This is a genomic window from Oceanisphaera pacifica, from assembly GCF_017498065.1.
Taxonomy (GTDB): domain Bacteria; phylum Pseudomonadota; class Gammaproteobacteria; order Enterobacterales; family Aeromonadaceae; genus Oceanimonas; species Oceanimonas pacifica.
Genome location: NZ_JAGDFX010000007.1, coordinates 85519 through 100178 on the forward strand (window position 1 = coordinate 85519; position 14660 = coordinate 100178).

The following is a 14660-nucleotide window of genomic DNA, read 5'->3' on the forward strand; positions in this document are numbered from 1 at the left end:
CTTACAAGAGTGGTAGTGCTTGATAAAGCGTAAACAAACCATAACAAATCAATAAGATACCTGATACTTGGCGAAATTTAGGGTGATTTAACCAATGACGAAGTTGCCCAGCCAAGCCCCCTAGCGCTAATAAAGTGGGTAGGGTACCTAGGCCAAACAAGGCCATTACCCGTGCGCCTTCTAATGCGCCGCCCGACACCGCACTCCAGGTAAGTGCCGAGTAGACCAAGCCACAGGGCAACCAGCCCCAAACCATACCAAAAGGAAAGGCTGCTAATGGGCTTTTAAAAGGAATAAAGCGACTGGCTAATGGCTTAATATGCCGCCAAATACCGGCGCCTAATTTTTCGAGATGTAATAGAAAAAACCACCAGCGCGCTAAGTATAAGCCTAGCAAAATCATCATTACGCCAGTTAGCAGCCGAAAATACACTAAGGCATGTTTTCCGGCACTCACTTCAGCAAGACTTGCAAAAATGCCACCCACTAGCGCGCCAGCTATGCTGTAACTTAAAATACGGCCGGCGTTATAGCTGAGCAAATATAGCCACTGCCAACGCTGTTGTTCTTTAGGGATAGCCATAGAAAAGGCTGCCGCCACACCGCCGCACATAGCAATACAATGCCCAGCGCCTAAAAAGCCAATAAGCAAGGCCGCCCAAGCATCAAGCTGAGTGGTCATGGTCATCCTTATTCTGGGAGAGTTGGCTAGCCGCCTTTTGCTCAGGGTGAGTTTGGGCTTCTTGGTGTGAGCTTTTATCGTCATCAAACAAAATACTGCTGCCGTGACGATCTAAGTCTTCAAACTGATCGCTTTTAACTGACCAAAAAAACAACACCAGTGCCAGCCCTACAAACACCATGGCAATGGGGATCATAAAATACCAAACATCTACGTTATCTGTCATAAGCGTGAAAGCCTCAAAGAATTGGTCATCACAATAAGCGAGCTCACTGACATGCCCACCATGGCAAACCAAGGTGATACATGGCCAGTGGCCGCCATGGGTAAAATAATAGCGTTATAACCCAGTGCCCAGCTAAAGTTTTGCTTAATTATCGCCCGACACCGACTTGCCACATGACGAGCCGTTAAAATATGGCGTAAATCGTCGGCCAGCATAATGGCATCGGCACTGTTTTTAGCAATATCTGTGCCGCCAGCCATGGCAAAAGAGACATGGGCACCGGCTAACACCGGCGCATCATTAATGCCGTCACCCACCATTAGGCAGATGTCACCGGCTTGGTCGCGCTCATTCAAGTAGGCCAGTTTATCGTCGGGGCTGGCATGTTTTACTAAGGTATCAACCCCAAGTTGCTCGGCCACTTTTTCTGCTTGACCTGAACTATCGCCAGTTAAAATAGTGGTAGCAATACCTTGCTTAGCGCAGGCTTTAATTAAATCCGCCGCTTCGTCTCGCAGGGGATCAGATAAACTAAAGCGCGCCACTAGGCCTTCATCATCGGCCAAATAGACACTTAAATCTGACGTTTGTTGCTCAGGGGCCAACCAAGCGCCACTGCCTAAGCGATAAAAAACACCATTAATACTGCCGGTTACCCCACGGCCAACTTGGTTATTGCGGTTGAGTACTGGCATTTCTTGCTGGCGAAATTTGGCAAATGCTCTGGCAATAGGGTGCTCCGACTGTGCCTCTAGCGCAGCGGCAATCGCCAAAGCATCTGCCTGATTAAGGCGACTATAGGTTTGAGTGTTACTCAGGCTAATTTCGCCACGGGTTAAGGTGCCGGTTTTATCAAATACCACGCGATTAATTTTGGGTAGGGTATCTAATACATGAGCCCGACGCACTAATACACCAGAGCGGCTTAAGCGTGAAGTTGCAACCGTTAATGCGGTGGGGGTGGCCAAAGATAGGGCACAAGGGCAGGTGGCCACTAATACCGACAACATTACCCAAAAAGCTTTGCCCGCATCTAACTGTAACCACACCAAGTAGGTGGCTAAGGTCACTAATAATAGGGCGGCAACAAAATAGCGCGACAGTTGATCCGCCAACACTGCCACTTTGGGTTTTTCTAATAAAGCATCATCTTGGGCCCGTAAAATTTCTGACACTCTGGCTTCACCAAGCGGGCGGAGCACCTTTAAGCGCAGTGGTGACTCTACGTTAGTACTACCCGCAAACACCGCATCGCCGCTGTGGCGGATCACCGGTAAATGTTCACCGGTTAGCATAGACTCATCAATGCTGCTGCTCCCTTCAATAATCTCAGCATCTGCCGGAATTTGACTGCCTGGGGCGACCAAGACTATTTGCTCTGCTTGTAGGGTTTTAGCGGCCACTTCTTGCTCACCTTCTGGCGTTTCAACTCGGGCCAACATGGGTACTAATAAGGTGAGGTTAGCGGTGGTTTCTGAAGCACGCCGCTTAGCGCGCATTTCTAAAAAGCGCCCGGTCAACAATAAAAAGGCAAACATAGAGACGCATTCATAATAGACATCTCCGGTTTGCGTTACGGTGGCGTATACAGACGCCACAAAGGCAAAAATCATCGCCAAAGAGACGGGCAAGTCCATATTGAGCGCGCGGTTTTTTAACCCACGCCAGGCATTTTGATAAAAAGGCAGGGCAGAGTAGCCCATTACTGGCACACTCAACCAGAGACTGACCCAACGAAAGTACTCTACCAAGCCGGCATCAGTGTTAGGAAATAAATCATCATATAAGGCAATCGCCACCATCATCACTTGCATGCTGGCAATGCCTGCCACCCCCATGCGCAACAAATAGGATTTTACTTCTTTATTATATTCTTGCTCTTGCTGATGAGGTTGAAAAGGCCGTGCTTGATAGCCAATGTCGGCAAAGGCTGCCAATAACTGACTAAGTGAGGCGGTTTTTTCATCCCAGCGTAATCGAGCTCGCTCTGTGGTGGTGTTCACTTGGATCAGTACCACACCGGGTATGCGCGTTAAATGTCGTTCAATCAGCCAGGCGCAAGCGGCACAACTTAACCCCGAAATAGAGAGCTGAACCTCTTTAAGGTTATCTTTGTCTGTAACAAAGTCTTGCTGTATTTCAGCCAAGTCGTAATGCTGTAGCTGTTTAAGTTCATCGGGCACCGCATCCGCCTTTGGGGCAGGGGCGGTTCTGTGTTGGTAATAGCTGGCTAAACCGCAGTCGATAATGGTTTCAGCCACCGCCAAGCAACCCGGGCAACAAAACGCCTGTTCGCTGCCCTCTACTTCTAACACAAAGCGGTTGCCGGAAGGTACAGCTTCACCGCAGTGAAAACAGCCATCCATCTTTAACTCTCCGCGCGAATAAGCAGTTGATCTTTAATGGGCAAGCTAATGCGTCTTTGGATCCGCCAGTTACCGTCCATGGCTTCAATTTGTAGGTTCCAGTTACCTTTAATCAGTGGCACATCTAAGCGTTGGCGATACATGCCTGAGCCATCTGCGGTCATAATTAACAAGTGATCTTCTTTTTCTAGGGTAGGGTGGGTGAAGCTAACTTTAATGGCTTCACCGGCCTTTTGCGCACCAACCAAAGAAATAGCGACCTGTTCGTCTTGATAGCTGAGCTTAGCCATCATTTTCATTTCTACGGCCCGCTTAAGCTCTGTTAAATCTTTATTATAAGCTCGGCCTTTTTTGTAGTAGTCATCAACTACCATGCTATCGGCGCCCGAGCTTGCCAAGTAGAAAGTATAAAGGCTGGCGGCGACTGCGCATAAAGGTAATACAATCAAAAACCAAGGCCAAAAATGCTGATACCAATGACGTTGCATAACAAATTCCTACTACAAAAAAGGAGAATTTAGTAAGGGGTAATATAACAAAAAAAGCCCCGGCAAGCGGGGCTTTCTCACCTAAACCCCAAAGGGCTTACTTATTATTGCTTAGGCTGTACACATAGGCAGACAACAATTGAATTTTGTCTTCGCCTAAAATGTCTTTCCAAGCGGGCATCACACCGTGACGGCCGTGACGAATAGTATCTTCAACCGCGGCGCGAGAACCACCATATAACCAAATATTATCGGTTAAGTTAGGTGCACCCATAGCAATTTGCCCTTTACCTTCTGGTCCATGACATGCAGCACAAACAGCAAAGCGCGCTTTACCTTTTTGTGCTTCTACGGCATCAACCTTACGGCCAGACAAGCTCAGTACATAAGAGGTCACTTCGCGAACACCCTCATCACCTAACATGGCTTCCCAGGATGCCATCACACCTTGACGACCATCCATGATGGTTTTCTTAATCTGTGCGGGCTCACCACCGTATAACCAATCGTTATCAGTCAGGTTAGGGAAACCACGGGCACCACGAGCATCAGAGCCATGACATTGGGCACAGTTTTGTAAGAACAAACGCTGGCCTACTTGGGTCGCTTCTTCATTTTGAGCTATTTCAGCAATCGGGAGATACGTCTCACCGTCTGCTTGATAGGTCAATTCACGAAATTTAGCGCCAAAGACTTCATCGGCTTTGATCATTTCACGGTCATACTGTACGAACAGCTCATCGGTACGCGCTTTTTCTGCAGCGGCGTTATATTCCTCAAGTGAGCGTACATCTTGGTTAGAACTCGTCCAGCCTAATAGGCCTTTAAAGTTACCCAAGCCTGGGTATAACGCCAGGTAGGCAAGTGAAAACACCACCATGAATACGAACAAATAACTCCACCACTTAGGCAGTGGGTTATTTAGCTCAGAAATACCATCGTAGGTGTGGCCGGTAGGCGCACCATCCTCCATGCCCATTTTGTCACGTGAACACCAAATCAACAGTGCTAAACAACCAAAAATGGTGCCTAGGCTGATAACGGTGACAAATACACTTAAAAAAGTATTCATTCTTTATTAGCTCCTGCGCGATCCTGCCCAGTGCCCTGAGAGGCGCTACCCGCCAAGTCTTCATCATCAAAAATGGAGTTGGCAATCGCATCAAACTTATGTTTGCGACGTTTACTATAAGCCCAAATGACCAGACCAATAAACATCACAAACAACAGCAAAGTTTGAAAGCTAATAATAGTAGGTTTTAATGCTTCTAGGGTACTGAAATCCATAATCGACTCCGGTTATTTAAGGGCGTGACCCAGCGATTGCAGATAAGCGATGATAGCGTCCATTTCGGTTTTACCCTTAACGGCTTCTTCAGCACCTTCAATATCTGCATCGGTGTAAGGAACACCGAAACTATCGCGGAACAGTCTTAACTTAGCGGCTGTGTCTTTACCGTCTAACACATTGGTTTCTAACCAAGGGAAAGCAGGCATATTTGACTCAGGTACCACGTTACGTGGATTAATTAAGTGCACACGATGCCACTCATCTGAGTAACGACCGCCTACACGAGCCAAATCAGGACCGGTACGCTTAGAGCCCCACAAGAATGGGTGTTCCCATACCTGTTCACCGGCTAAAGAGTACTTACCATAACGCTCAGTTTCAGCACGGAATGGACGAATCATTTGACTGTGGCACACATGGCACCCGTCACGGATATACAGATCACGACCTTCCATTTCTAATGCTGTATATGGGCGCAAGCCCTCAACAGGTTCATTAGTCTGCTGTTGGAAGAGCAGGGGAATTATCTCGACCATACCGCCAAAGCTGATTGCAATCACAGTAAAGATGATCAGCCAAGTGGTCTTGGTTTCGAGAAACTCGTGACGGTTTTTAGTGTTTTTCATTCACAAGTCTCCTTATGCCGGTTGTGGAATGGCTTGCAATGAGCCTTTTGGCGCATTGATGGTACGGTAAGCGTTATACGCCATCAGTAACATACCAAACAAGAAGAAACAGCCGCCCAAGAAACGTACAAAGTAGAACGGATACGAGGCTTGTAGACTTTCAACAAAGCTGTAAGTCAAAGTGCCGTCGTCGTTCACTGCACGCCACATTAGACCCTGCATAACACCACTAATCCACATAGATACGATGTAAAGCACAGTACCAATCGTTGCTAACCAGAAGTGGGTGTTAATCAACTTAATGCTGTACATGCGGCCTTGGCCAAACAAGTTAGGAATTAAGTGATACACAGCACCAATTGAGATCATGGCCACCCAGCCTAATGCGCCAGAGTGAACGTGACCTACGGTCCAGTCAGTGTAGTGAGATAAGGCGTTAACGGTTTTGATCGCCATCATTGGGCCTTCAAACGTAGACATGCCGTAAAACGACAGGGATACGATTAAGAAGCGCAAAATGGGGTCATAGCGTAATTTATGCCAAGCACCAGACAGCGTCATAATACCGTTAATCATACCGCCCCAAGAAGGAACGAATAAGATAAGTGACATTACCATACCTAAAGACTGAGCCCAGTCAGGTAGCGCTGTGTAGTGTAAGTGGTGAGAACCGGCCCAAATATACAGGGTGATCAGTGCCCAAAAGTGCACAATAGACAAACGGTAAGAGTAAACCGGACGTCCAGACTGCTTAGGAACAAAGTAGTACATCATGCCCAAGAAACCTGCAGTAAGCAGGAAGCCAACGGCGTTATGACCATACCACCACTGAACCATGGCATCGGCTGCACCGGCATACACAGAGTAAGACTTCATGCCACTTACAGGAATGGCTAAGCTGTTTACAATGTGTAATACGGCAATGGTTAAAATAAACCCGCCGTAGAACCAGTTTGCTACATAGATATGAGAGGTTGCACGCTTATACAGGGTTCCAAAGAACACTGTAGCGTACGCCACCCAGACTACGGCAATGGCAACATCAATAGGCCACTCTAGCTCGGCGTATTCTTTGGAGGAGGTATAACCTAAAGGCAAAGAAATAATCGCCGAAAGAATTATAAGCTGCCAGCCCCAGAACACGAACGATGCCAATTTGCCACCAAAGAGGCGAACTTGACACGTGCGCTGCACGACATAGAAGGAGGTACCCATTAGCGCACTTACACCAAACGCAAAAATAACCGCGTTAGTATGTAAAGGGCGCAAACGGCTATAGGTTAGCCAGGGTGTTTCGAAGTTGAGAGCAGGCCAGATAAGTTGTGCTGCAATTAGCACGCCTACCGACATACCCACAATGCCCCAGATTACAGTCATGACTGTAAACTGGCGAACTACAGTATAATTGTAGTTTGGTTGATTATTAGTTTGACTCATCGTTATAGTTCCGCTTCCACTGCTGTTATCAGGTTTGTGCTCACACAATGCGAACACCTCGGAAGATTTGAAGACAACCGCTTTCTTTTGTTTGCAGCACGGCTTTCTTGTTCCCTTAGATGACGCCTTTATTGTTAAGTCTTTGTTAACAAAGCTAACAAAGCGGAAAATAAGAGGCCAAGAAGGCTGACTGCGATACAGATGATAAATGACTGACAGCAAAAATAACAGTATAAACAGTAATATGATTACCACTTTGGTCGGCTCATCAGGCAATAAAAAACTACCTTGATCAAGATCAAGCAGGGCGATAAATTGGGTGCAAAATAAGGGAAAAATGAGCATGAAAGACAAGTTAACGACAGCAAAACTTGGGCAGATCATCTTTGTATTAGTGATATTAGTGGCTGCTTTTTGGTTTAGAACCGCAAAAAATGATAAAAGCGGGGCAGAGCTGGCCTCTAGCAATGCAGTTTATTGTGATATTGGTCACAATAAATGTGTAACGCAGCAGGGGGAATTAAGGGCAACGGCACAATTAACTGCTGATAAGCTACAGCCTGAATCTCCTTTTCAGCTTAATATAACGCTATCTGATTCTAATGCGACTGTACTAAATAGCCGACTAGAAGGGCATAGCATGTATATGGGAACCCTACCGGCGCTTATCAAGCAGCAAGCGCCGGGGGTTTGGAAAGGGCAAGCCTTAGTGGGCGCCTGTACAGAAAGTAGTATGGTATGGGCGTGGGTGCTCGATATTGAACACCAAGGGGAGACCCAGCCGTTCAAATTTTTATTTGAAGTAAAACGTTAACCGCAGCTTTAAGCGGTCAGCCGTAAGCGATCAGCTAAAGAGCAACCCCGTTTTTTGGCTTTTGCCGTCTTCCTGATGAACATCAGGATCTCGGTTTGTCTGTAAGCGGTGTTTATTATTATTTGTCTATTTTGTCTTTAACTGACAGCTTATGGCTGAATGCTGCCGTTAATGCCGATAACTGTATTTATCGGCATTAACTTAATGGGGCTGCTTTGAAGGTGCTTGATGCGCTATACTGTATAAATACACAGATAACTTTTAGTGCCATTTTATGTCTACGCCTGTATTACCGCTGTTTGATGCCCCTCAATATATAGAAGAGGGAAATAGCGTTATTAACCAACATATCGCCGATATTACCCTTAATGTCGTGCAAGATGCCGCCTTTATCTATGAACATGCGCTAGATTGGTTACTAGAAAGCCGGTACAGCGAAAACAACTACAAAACCTACCGCAGTGAGCTCACCACCTTTTTACACTGGTGTTTTGATGTTGAGCAGGCATCGCCTACCGTGCTTGATCGCCGTGCCATCAACCGCTACGTTGAGTATTGCTCGGCGCCGCCCCCTGAGTTGATTGCCTATCATAATGTTGCTCAATTCACCCTTAATAAAGAGTGGGCCGAGCGACATCCCAATCCCCAGTGGCGGCCATTTTTAGGTAAGAAGCAAAATGGTGTGATCCAAGCATATCAACTCAGCGATAAAGCGCTTAAAACTAAAATAGCGATTTTATCGTCTTTTTATGGCTACTTAATCAACGAAGAAATCACCGAGCGTAATCCTGCTGTGATGTGGATGCGCCATAGCCGCTTTGCATCTAGCCCTAGGGTGGCTGTCGGGCTAGACGCCGAAGACGAAGTAAGAGTATTCAGCGATTTACAATGGTCTTATATGATGAGCACCGCTCAAGATCTTGCAGAGCAAGCGCCTGAGCGCCACCAACGTACCTTATTTTTAATCTCACTGATGTATGGCTGCTACTTACGTATTTCAGAAGTGGCTGCCAGACCGGGCTTTTCACCGGTAATGAGTCAATTTCGTCGAGATAGTCACACTGGGATTTGGAGTTTTCATATTCCAATCAGTAAAGGTGGCAAAAAGCGTACTGTTGCGGTGTCTAAAGAGCTACTTGAGGCGCTTAAACAATATCGGCAGAGTTTAAAGTTATCGCCATTACCGGCGCCAAACGAAACAACACCACTGTTTATTCGCCATAAAGCTGCTGGGCGAGGCCGTGATCAAGGGCAATTAAATGCCAATTTAGGCATTCGCCAGTTACGGGATTTGCTAAATGAGTTAATAGACGCCGCGGCAAATAATGCGATAAACGATGGCTTTGAACACGATGGCGCAGAAATGCGTAGCCTAACCGTGCACAGCATTCGTCATACCGGCATTACCCACGACATAAATTTAAACGGCCGGCCATTATCTCACGTACAAGCCGATGCGGGGCACGACAGCATAGACACCACATCACAATATTTACATACCGGAAAAATAGAACGTCATCAAAGTGCTGAACGTAAAAAACTAAACAGGCTGAGTGACTAATGGCAGGTGAGAGCATGAGCAAGGCACCACACAAGTATAAGGGCTTATATTGGGCATTCTTTGATGATCCATAAACTCTATTTAACATAATATACATTATGCGAAGTGTGAGGTAGCTCGGTTATCTGCCTTATGCAGTGTGCCAGCTAAAGCGGCACACTGCATTTATTGAGCCACTGATGCTCACGGTAACGCGGTATTTTCTAACACCTTGTGAAGATCAGACGGATGTAGTGCCTTACTAAATAAGTAACCTTGAAAGAAGTCACAGCCATTGCGCTGCAACCACTTCATTTGTTCAGGGGTTTCTATGCCTTCAGCAATCACTTGTATCTTGAGATCTTTAGCTAAACTAATAAGAGCAAGAGCGATGGCTAAGCTCCTAGAGTCATCCAAAATATCATCAACAAAAGACTTATCAATTTTTAGGTTATCTATGGGTAAGCGCTTTAAAAAAGTGAGCGATGAGTAGCCTGTACCAAAATCATCTAAAGAAAATCTAATACCTTCTTCACGTAAGGCATTCATTTTAGCAATGGCAGAGCTCACATTATCTTGAAAAATACTCTCTGTAATTTCAAGCATTAGCTGCTTACTACAAGCCCCGGTTCTGGCTAATGTCTGCTTAACCATATCCACAAAATTAGTTTGGTTTAGCTGTCGTACGCTGATATTCACAGCCATAGTGAGTGCTTTATGTTTAGGATCTTGTTGCCAAATAGCCAGTTGCTTGCATGCGGTTTCTAATACCCATTCGCCAATGGGTACAATTAAGCCTTGCTCTTCAGCTAGTAATATAAACGTATCAGGAGTGACTAATCCATGCTGTGGGTGAAGCCACCGTAATAATGCCTCAACACCTTGAATCTGATGTTGCGCGTTAACAATTGGCTGATAAAATAATACCAACTCTTTTTTATCTATTGCTTGTCGCAAGTCTTGAGCTAACAAGGTACGTTTAATCGTTTCTATTTGTAATGCTGGTTCGAAGAAAAGTAGTTGGTTCCGCCCCGCTTCCTTTGCTGCATACAGTGCTATGTCAGCTTGCTTAAGCAACTCTTGCGAATCTTCATTTTCATTATTAAATAGAACCACGCCTACACTGGGGGTTACCTCTAACTGATGATGACCTAAATGGTAAGGATCCGTTACTGCCATGCGAACCCCCTCACCTATGCTTTTAGCATTAGAGGTAGCAATATCAATATTAACCCCTAAGTTATCTAAAATAATAACAAACTCATCTCCACCAAAGCGCGCCACTGTGTCTGTATCTCGTACACTTCGAGATAAACGCAACGCTGTTTGTTGAAGCAACTCATCCCCTACATCATGGCCGAGCATATCATTCACTTCCTTGAAGTAATCAAGGTCCATTAATAATAAGGCACCATAACCAGGCTGCTGCTCTTTAATCGATATCGCACTTTTAAGTCTCTTCGTCATCAATCGACGATTTGGCAACCCGGTTAATGCATCATGCAGTGCTATGTGCCGTGTTGTGGCCTCAGCATCCTTTTTTGAAGTGATATCGGCACGTATCGCGATATAACGTTCAGGCTTTCCATTTTTACCCACCAAGGGAACCATGGTTGACTGCACCCAATATAAAGAGCCATCTTTTGCCCGATTACAGATATCCCCGCTCCAAACCTCATTGCGGGCAATGGTCTGCCATAAGTCTTTAAAAAAAGCCTTAGGGTGATACCCTGAATTAATAATTCTGTGGGTTTGTCCAGTTAGCTCTTCACGTGAATATTGCGAGATATTACAAAAATTATCATTCACCTCAATAATCACACCCCGAGCATCTGTTATTGCAACCAGAGCATGGGCGTTCAGCGCCATGTCTAGCTCATTCGCTTTTTTCTCAGCTGCTTGATAATAAAGTTGGTATTGTGTGTATCGCTTATGGGCATAAAGAAGCTGTGCAATAAAAAACCATGCCAACAATATTATTGTAACTGAGTTCATAAGTGATAATTGAACAAGGCTAGGCTCGTGACTTAGCCATAAAAAGTATGAGGAAAAAGCAATAGGCGCGACAATCGCGATGCTTATAGTGCAGAAATTAAGGAGAATGATATTTTTTGTTGAAAAGTGCTTTAAAAATGATGTCATATGCTTCCTACTAGCAAGTGGCTAACAACGAACACTTATATATTAGCATTAGGTAAATGAAAAACTATATACATAAGCTAAAACTATGAGCAAGCCATCAAAATTATATTTGTTATCTAGTAAGTCCATTGTTCATAGACTAATGGCCCGGCGTTAAGTTGCCGACGTCGCTCTGGCCAGTCATGCAGATGTTTATCCATCAAATGACGAAACCGCGCATTATGGTGTCGTTCTAACAAATGCACTAATTCATGTACCACTATATATTCTAAACACTCGGGTGGCTTTTTTACTAACTCTAGGTTCAGTAAAATGCGCCGGCTACTGGGGTTACAACTGCCCCACTTTGTTTTCATTTTTCGCACATTCCAAGCCGCCAACTCTACACCTAGCATTGGTTGCCAATAAGCAACTAACTCGGCCTGTACAGACCAGTTATAAGGCTTGCTGTTTACTGTTTAAATTCTTGCTTAGCAAACCGAATATAGGCAGGAACTTCCAATGCATCTTGGCCGGTTATTGCCACTTTACTGCTATCACCCACTCTGTGGCTTTGTTCACGAGATAACACCTGCTGTAACTCTTCAGAGGTCACACCAAAAATCTTGCCCGCCACCATTAAGCCATTAATAAAGCTTTTTGACTGCTCACGCTCAATGGCGGTGTGGCTGGCATCTGCAAAGTAATCTCTGAATGTTGTCTGTAAATACGCTAAATACTCTTGTTTGTTGTCCATATTGATCTCTCGTTATTAAAGTTAGTGTTAAGGTTAAGATATGGGTTAGTTTAATCAAAAACAAGTATGTTGGCATAACTTAGTGTGCTTGAACCTTTGCTTTATTTCTGTGTTTAATAACACATCACTTTATAGTAAAGGCTGATTATGTTTCATCGCAACGGATATTCACGCGAGCAAACTAAGGCTGAAGAAATAGCTAATACGCTTAGCCATGGTTTGGGGTTGTTAGCAGCCCTTATCGGTACGCCTTTTTTGGTTATACAAGCCATGCACACCGGCGATGCCTTCTTTGTCGTGGGCGCCAGCTTGTTTGCCGCCGCTATTATTTTTATGTATTTAACCTCCAGCATTTATCACTTTTTACCGCAGGGTAAGCCTAAACATGCCTTTAGAGTGTTAGAGCATTGCGCTATTTTCGTACTTATTGCCGGCACTTACACTCCCCTGCTACTAGGCGTGTTAAACGGCCCTTGGGGGTGGAGTTTATTTGCTCTGGTATGGGCGCTGGCAATCACCGGGGTGTTACTTAAAATTTTTGCACAGCATTTGCCGATGGCTTTTTCAACCAGCCTGTACCTTTTAATGGGCTGGGTAATTGTGGTGGCGTTTAAGCCGCTGCTGGCTGCTATGCCCATAGCGGGCATTTATTGGCTAGTCGCTGGCGGGGTTAGTTACACTTTAGGGGTGATTTTCTTTGTATTAGACGACCATCTGCCCTTTGGTCACTTTATTTGGCATTTGTGGGTGCTAGGCGGTACAAGCTGTCATTATGTAGCTGTGTATGGATATGGCGCTTAAGTTTTTGTCAGTGATTAGCCGCTTCATAATAAGCACCAAACAGAGCTTTATGCTACCTGGTCGCAAAATTCTCCGAGGCCATATAACTGAAAATAGTTTTTTATCCTGCAAAATGAGTTATTTCCAATAGTGTTTACTTAAACGATGGGGCTGTTTACACTGTTTATCTCTTTTTTACGCCTGTCTAACGAGCCTGATAATGTCTTTTCGTGATCTTTCCTTGTCCCCTGCTGTGTTGGCGGCTTTGCCAAGTCAGTATCACGCGCCCACCCCTATTCAACAACAGGCAATACCGGCCATGCTTCGCGGGCAAGATGTATTGGCCTTGGCACAAACGGGCAGCGGTAAAACCTTAGCCTTTGGCTTGGGGCTGTTACAGCAGCTTGCCTTATCATCAGAAGACGCTATAAGCCTGGCGAAGTTAACAGCTGTGGTGATAGTGCCTACCCGCGAGTTAGCGGCACAAATTAATGACGTTTTAGCGCCCTTATCAAAGGCCCTTAATATTGCTCAGGCCATGGTGTGTGGCGGCATAGGTCTAAATGAGCAAGTCGCGATGCTTGAACAGGCACCTCCTCGGTTATTAATTGCCACGCCAGGGCGGTTATTGGACTTAATCACCCAGCGGCTTATCTCAGTGAATCAGGTTAAGCATTTGGTATTAGATGAAGCAGACCGTTTGCTAGAAATGGGCTTTTGGCCCGATTTACAACGTATTGTGCAAGCTATGCCAGCACAACAGCAACGACTATTATTTTCTGCCACTTTGGCTGGCGAGTTAGCAGAAAAAGTCAGCTTACTGATGCCTAATGCACAGCGCATTGAGGTAGGCGAGCAGAATCAGCTAGTGGATGCCATTGAGCAACGTTGTTATTTGGTAAATAAAGGCAGCAAAGCACAAGCGCTTATCGCCTTACTTAAAGAAACATTCCCCCAGCAGCCCGCACTGGTGTTTATCAACGCCAGAGACAGTGCCGATGCTCTCGCTAAAAAGTTAAATAAGGCCGGTATTGTGGCGCGGGCGCTGCATGGCGAAAAAGATCATGCTGAGCGTGAACAAGCCTTGCTCGCCTTTAAAAAAGGCGAAGTACGCGTATTAGTGGCCACCGATTTACTGGCACGGGGCATAGATATTTCGGCGCTGCCAGTGGTAATTAACCTAGACTTGCCGCCCAGTGCGCCTGTGTATGTACACCGAGTGGGCCGCACTGCCCGTGCAGGCATGAATGGCGTGGCTATTTCATTGGTCTGTCACGGTGAAATGCCGGCGTTAGCGGCTATTCGTGAATTAACGGGAGCAAAGCTTGCATTAGAGCACCTAGAAGGCTTTGCGGTCACCGACAAGCCTGCCAGTGGTGAGCGAAAGCGGCCAGTGCGGGATAAAAAGGCCAACCGTCGTCGCATGAATAATCGTCGCTCGAATAAATAAAAGCCCTGCCAGCAAATACGATAAAGGTAGCCATTAACAAAATTGCCCTATTCTATGGGAGTATGGGCTTTGTGGTAGAATG

At 45.6% G+C, this 14660-nt stretch carries 14 protein-coding genes and 1 pseudogene; 4 read left to right on the forward strand and 11 right to left on the reverse strand.

The annotated features are described in order from the left end of the window. Position 1: 1 nt before the first annotated feature. The 8 genes from J3U76_RS07405 to ccoN form a co-directional block, all read right to left on the reverse strand. Positions 2–682 (reverse strand): sulfite exporter TauE/SafE family protein, encoded by a 681-nt coding sequence (locus J3U76_RS07405; protein WP_208005328.1) that lies wholly within the window; start codon positions 680–682, stop codon positions 2–4. Continuing rightward, positions 666–908 (reverse strand): cbb3-type cytochrome oxidase assembly protein CcoS, encoded by a 243-nt coding sequence (gene ccoS, locus J3U76_RS07410; protein WP_208005329.1) that lies wholly within the window; start codon positions 906–908, stop codon positions 666–668. The genes J3U76_RS07405 and ccoS overlap by 17 nt, the downstream gene beginning before the upstream one ends. Then, on the reverse strand, positions 905–3274 hold the full coding sequence (locus J3U76_RS07415; RefSeq protein WP_208005330.1) for a heavy metal translocating P-type ATPase: 2370 nt from the start codon (positions 3272–3274) through the stop codon (positions 905–907). Before J3U76_RS07415 ends, ccoS begins: the two co-directional genes overlap by 4 nt. Positions 3275–3276: 2 nt before the next feature. Next, the gene (locus J3U76_RS07420) at positions 3277–3762 is read right to left on the reverse strand and encodes a FixH family protein (RefSeq protein ID WP_208005331.1); all 486 of its coding nucleotides are present in this window, start codon (positions 3760–3762) and stop codon (positions 3277–3279) included. Positions 3763–3859: 97 nt separating this feature from the next. Next, the gene (gene ccoP / locus J3U76_RS07425; protein ID WP_208005332.1) at positions 3860–4834 is read right to left on the reverse strand and encodes a cytochrome-c oxidase, cbb3-type subunit III; all 975 of its coding nucleotides are present in this window, start codon (positions 4832–4834) and stop codon (positions 3860–3862) included. Then, a complete protein-coding gene (locus tag J3U76_RS07430; protein ID WP_208005333.1) occupies positions 4831–5049 on the reverse strand; it encodes a cbb3-type cytochrome oxidase subunit 3 in 219 nt (72 codons plus the stop codon). Before J3U76_RS07430 ends, ccoP begins: the two co-directional genes overlap by 4 nt. A 12-nt stretch (positions 5050–5061) precedes the next feature. Beyond that, a complete protein-coding gene (gene ccoO / locus J3U76_RS07435) occupies positions 5062–5679 on the reverse strand; it encodes a cytochrome-c oxidase, cbb3-type subunit II (protein ID WP_208005334.1) in 618 nt (205 codons plus the stop codon). A 12-nt stretch (positions 5680–5691) separates the two neighbouring features. After that, on the reverse strand, positions 5692–7116 hold the full coding sequence (ccoN, locus tag J3U76_RS07440) for a cytochrome-c oxidase, cbb3-type subunit I (protein WP_208005335.1): 1425 nt from the start codon (positions 7114–7116) through the stop codon (positions 5692–5694). Positions 7117–7459: 343 nt separating this feature from the next. On the opposite strand from ccoN, the gene J3U76_RS07445 reads away from it, so the two are divergent. Then, positions 7460–7930 carry a hypothetical protein gene (locus J3U76_RS07445; RefSeq protein WP_208005336.1) on the forward strand — a complete coding sequence of 157 codons (471 nt, stop codon included), beginning with the start codon at positions 7460–7462 and terminating at the stop codon, positions 7928–7930. A 274-nt stretch (positions 7931–8204) separates the two neighbouring features. After that, positions 8205–9491: a tyrosine-type recombinase/integrase gene (locus tag J3U76_RS07450; protein ID WP_208005337.1), complete on the forward strand. Its 1287-nt coding sequence runs from the start codon at positions 8205–8207 to the stop codon at positions 9489–9491. 183 nt (positions 9492–9674) lie between these two features. On the opposite strand, the gene J3U76_RS07455 is transcribed toward J3U76_RS07450, so the two are convergent. The 3 genes and pseudogenes from J3U76_RS07455 to J3U76_RS07465 form a co-directional block, all read right to left on the reverse strand. Continuing rightward, a complete protein-coding gene (locus J3U76_RS07455) occupies positions 9675–11339 on the reverse strand; it encodes a putative bifunctional diguanylate cyclase/phosphodiesterase (RefSeq protein ID WP_208005338.1) in 1665 nt (554 codons plus the stop codon). 389 nt (positions 11340–11728) lie between these two features. Beyond that, positions 11729–12019 (reverse strand): annotated as a pseudogene (locus J3U76_RS07460) (M48 metallopeptidase family protein); the annotation flags it as partial. Positions 12020–12063: 44 nt separating this feature from the next. After that, complete coding sequence (locus J3U76_RS07465; RefSeq protein WP_208005340.1) at positions 12064–12348, reverse strand: hypothetical protein; 285 nt, start codon at positions 12346–12348, stop codon at positions 12064–12066. A 147-nt stretch (positions 12349–12495) separates the two neighbouring features. Between J3U76_RS07465 and trhA the strand changes: the two genes are divergently transcribed. Both trhA and J3U76_RS07475 read left to right on the forward strand, forming a co-directional pair. Further along, positions 12496–13149, forward strand: coding sequence for a PAQR family membrane homeostasis protein TrhA (trhA, locus tag J3U76_RS07470; protein WP_208005341.1), 654 nt, complete (start codon positions 12496–12498; stop codon positions 13147–13149). A gap of 199 nt (positions 13150–13348) precedes the next feature. After that, the gene (locus tag J3U76_RS07475; RefSeq protein ID WP_208005342.1) at positions 13349–14578 is read left to right on the forward strand and encodes a DEAD/DEAH box helicase; all 1230 of its coding nucleotides are present in this window, start codon (positions 13349–13351) and stop codon (positions 14576–14578) included. Positions 14579–14660: the final 82 nt, after the last annotated feature.

Excerpts from the sequence above, each read along its gene's own strand:
- J3U76_RS07405 (WP_208005328.1), bottom strand. The coding sequence starts at position 682 with ATGACCACTCAGCTTGATGCTTGGGCGGCCTTGCTTATTGGCTTTTTA.
- ccoS (WP_208005329.1), bottom strand. The coding sequence starts at position 908 with ATGACAGATAACGTAGATGTTTGGTATTTTATGATCCCCATTGCCATG.
- J3U76_RS07415 (WP_208005330.1), bottom strand. The coding sequence starts at position 3,274 with ATGGATGGCTGTTTTCACTGCGGTGAAGCTGTACCTTCCGGCAACCGC.
- J3U76_RS07420 (WP_208005331.1), bottom strand. The coding sequence starts at position 3,762 with ATGCAACGTCATTGGTATCAGCATTTTTGGCCTTGGTTTTTGATTGTA.
- ccoP (WP_208005332.1), bottom strand. The coding sequence starts at position 4,834 with ATGAATACTTTTTTAAGTGTATTTGTCACCGTTATCAGCCTAGGCACC.
- J3U76_RS07430 (WP_208005333.1), bottom strand. The coding sequence starts at position 5,049 with ATGGATTTCAGTACCCTAGAAGCATTAAAACCTACTATTATTAGCTTT.
- ccoO (WP_208005334.1), bottom strand. The coding sequence starts at position 5,679 with ATGAAAAACACTAAAAACCGTCACGAGTTTCTCGAAACCAAGACCACT.
- ccoN (WP_208005335.1), bottom strand. The coding sequence starts at position 7,116 with ATGAGTCAAACTAATAATCAACCAAACTACAATTATACTGTAGTTCGC.
- J3U76_RS07445 (WP_208005336.1), top strand. The coding sequence starts at position 7,460 with ATGAAAGACAAGTTAACGACAGCAAAACTTGGGCAGATCATCTTTGTA.
- J3U76_RS07450 (WP_208005337.1), top strand. The coding sequence starts at position 8,205 with ATGTCTACGCCTGTATTACCGCTGTTTGATGCCCCTCAATATATAGAA.
- J3U76_RS07455 (WP_208005338.1), bottom strand. The coding sequence starts at position 11,339 with ATGGCGCTGAACGCCCATGCTCTGGTTGCAATAACAGATGCTCGGGGT.
- J3U76_RS07465 (WP_208005340.1), bottom strand. The coding sequence starts at position 12,348 with ATGGACAACAAACAAGAGTATTTAGCGTATTTACAGACAACATTCAGA.
- trhA (WP_208005341.1), top strand. The coding sequence starts at position 12,496 with ATGTTTCATCGCAACGGATATTCACGCGAGCAAACTAAGGCTGAAGAA.
- J3U76_RS07475 (WP_208005342.1), top strand. The coding sequence starts at position 13,349 with ATGTCTTTTCGTGATCTTTCCTTGTCCCCTGCTGTGTTGGCGGCTTTG.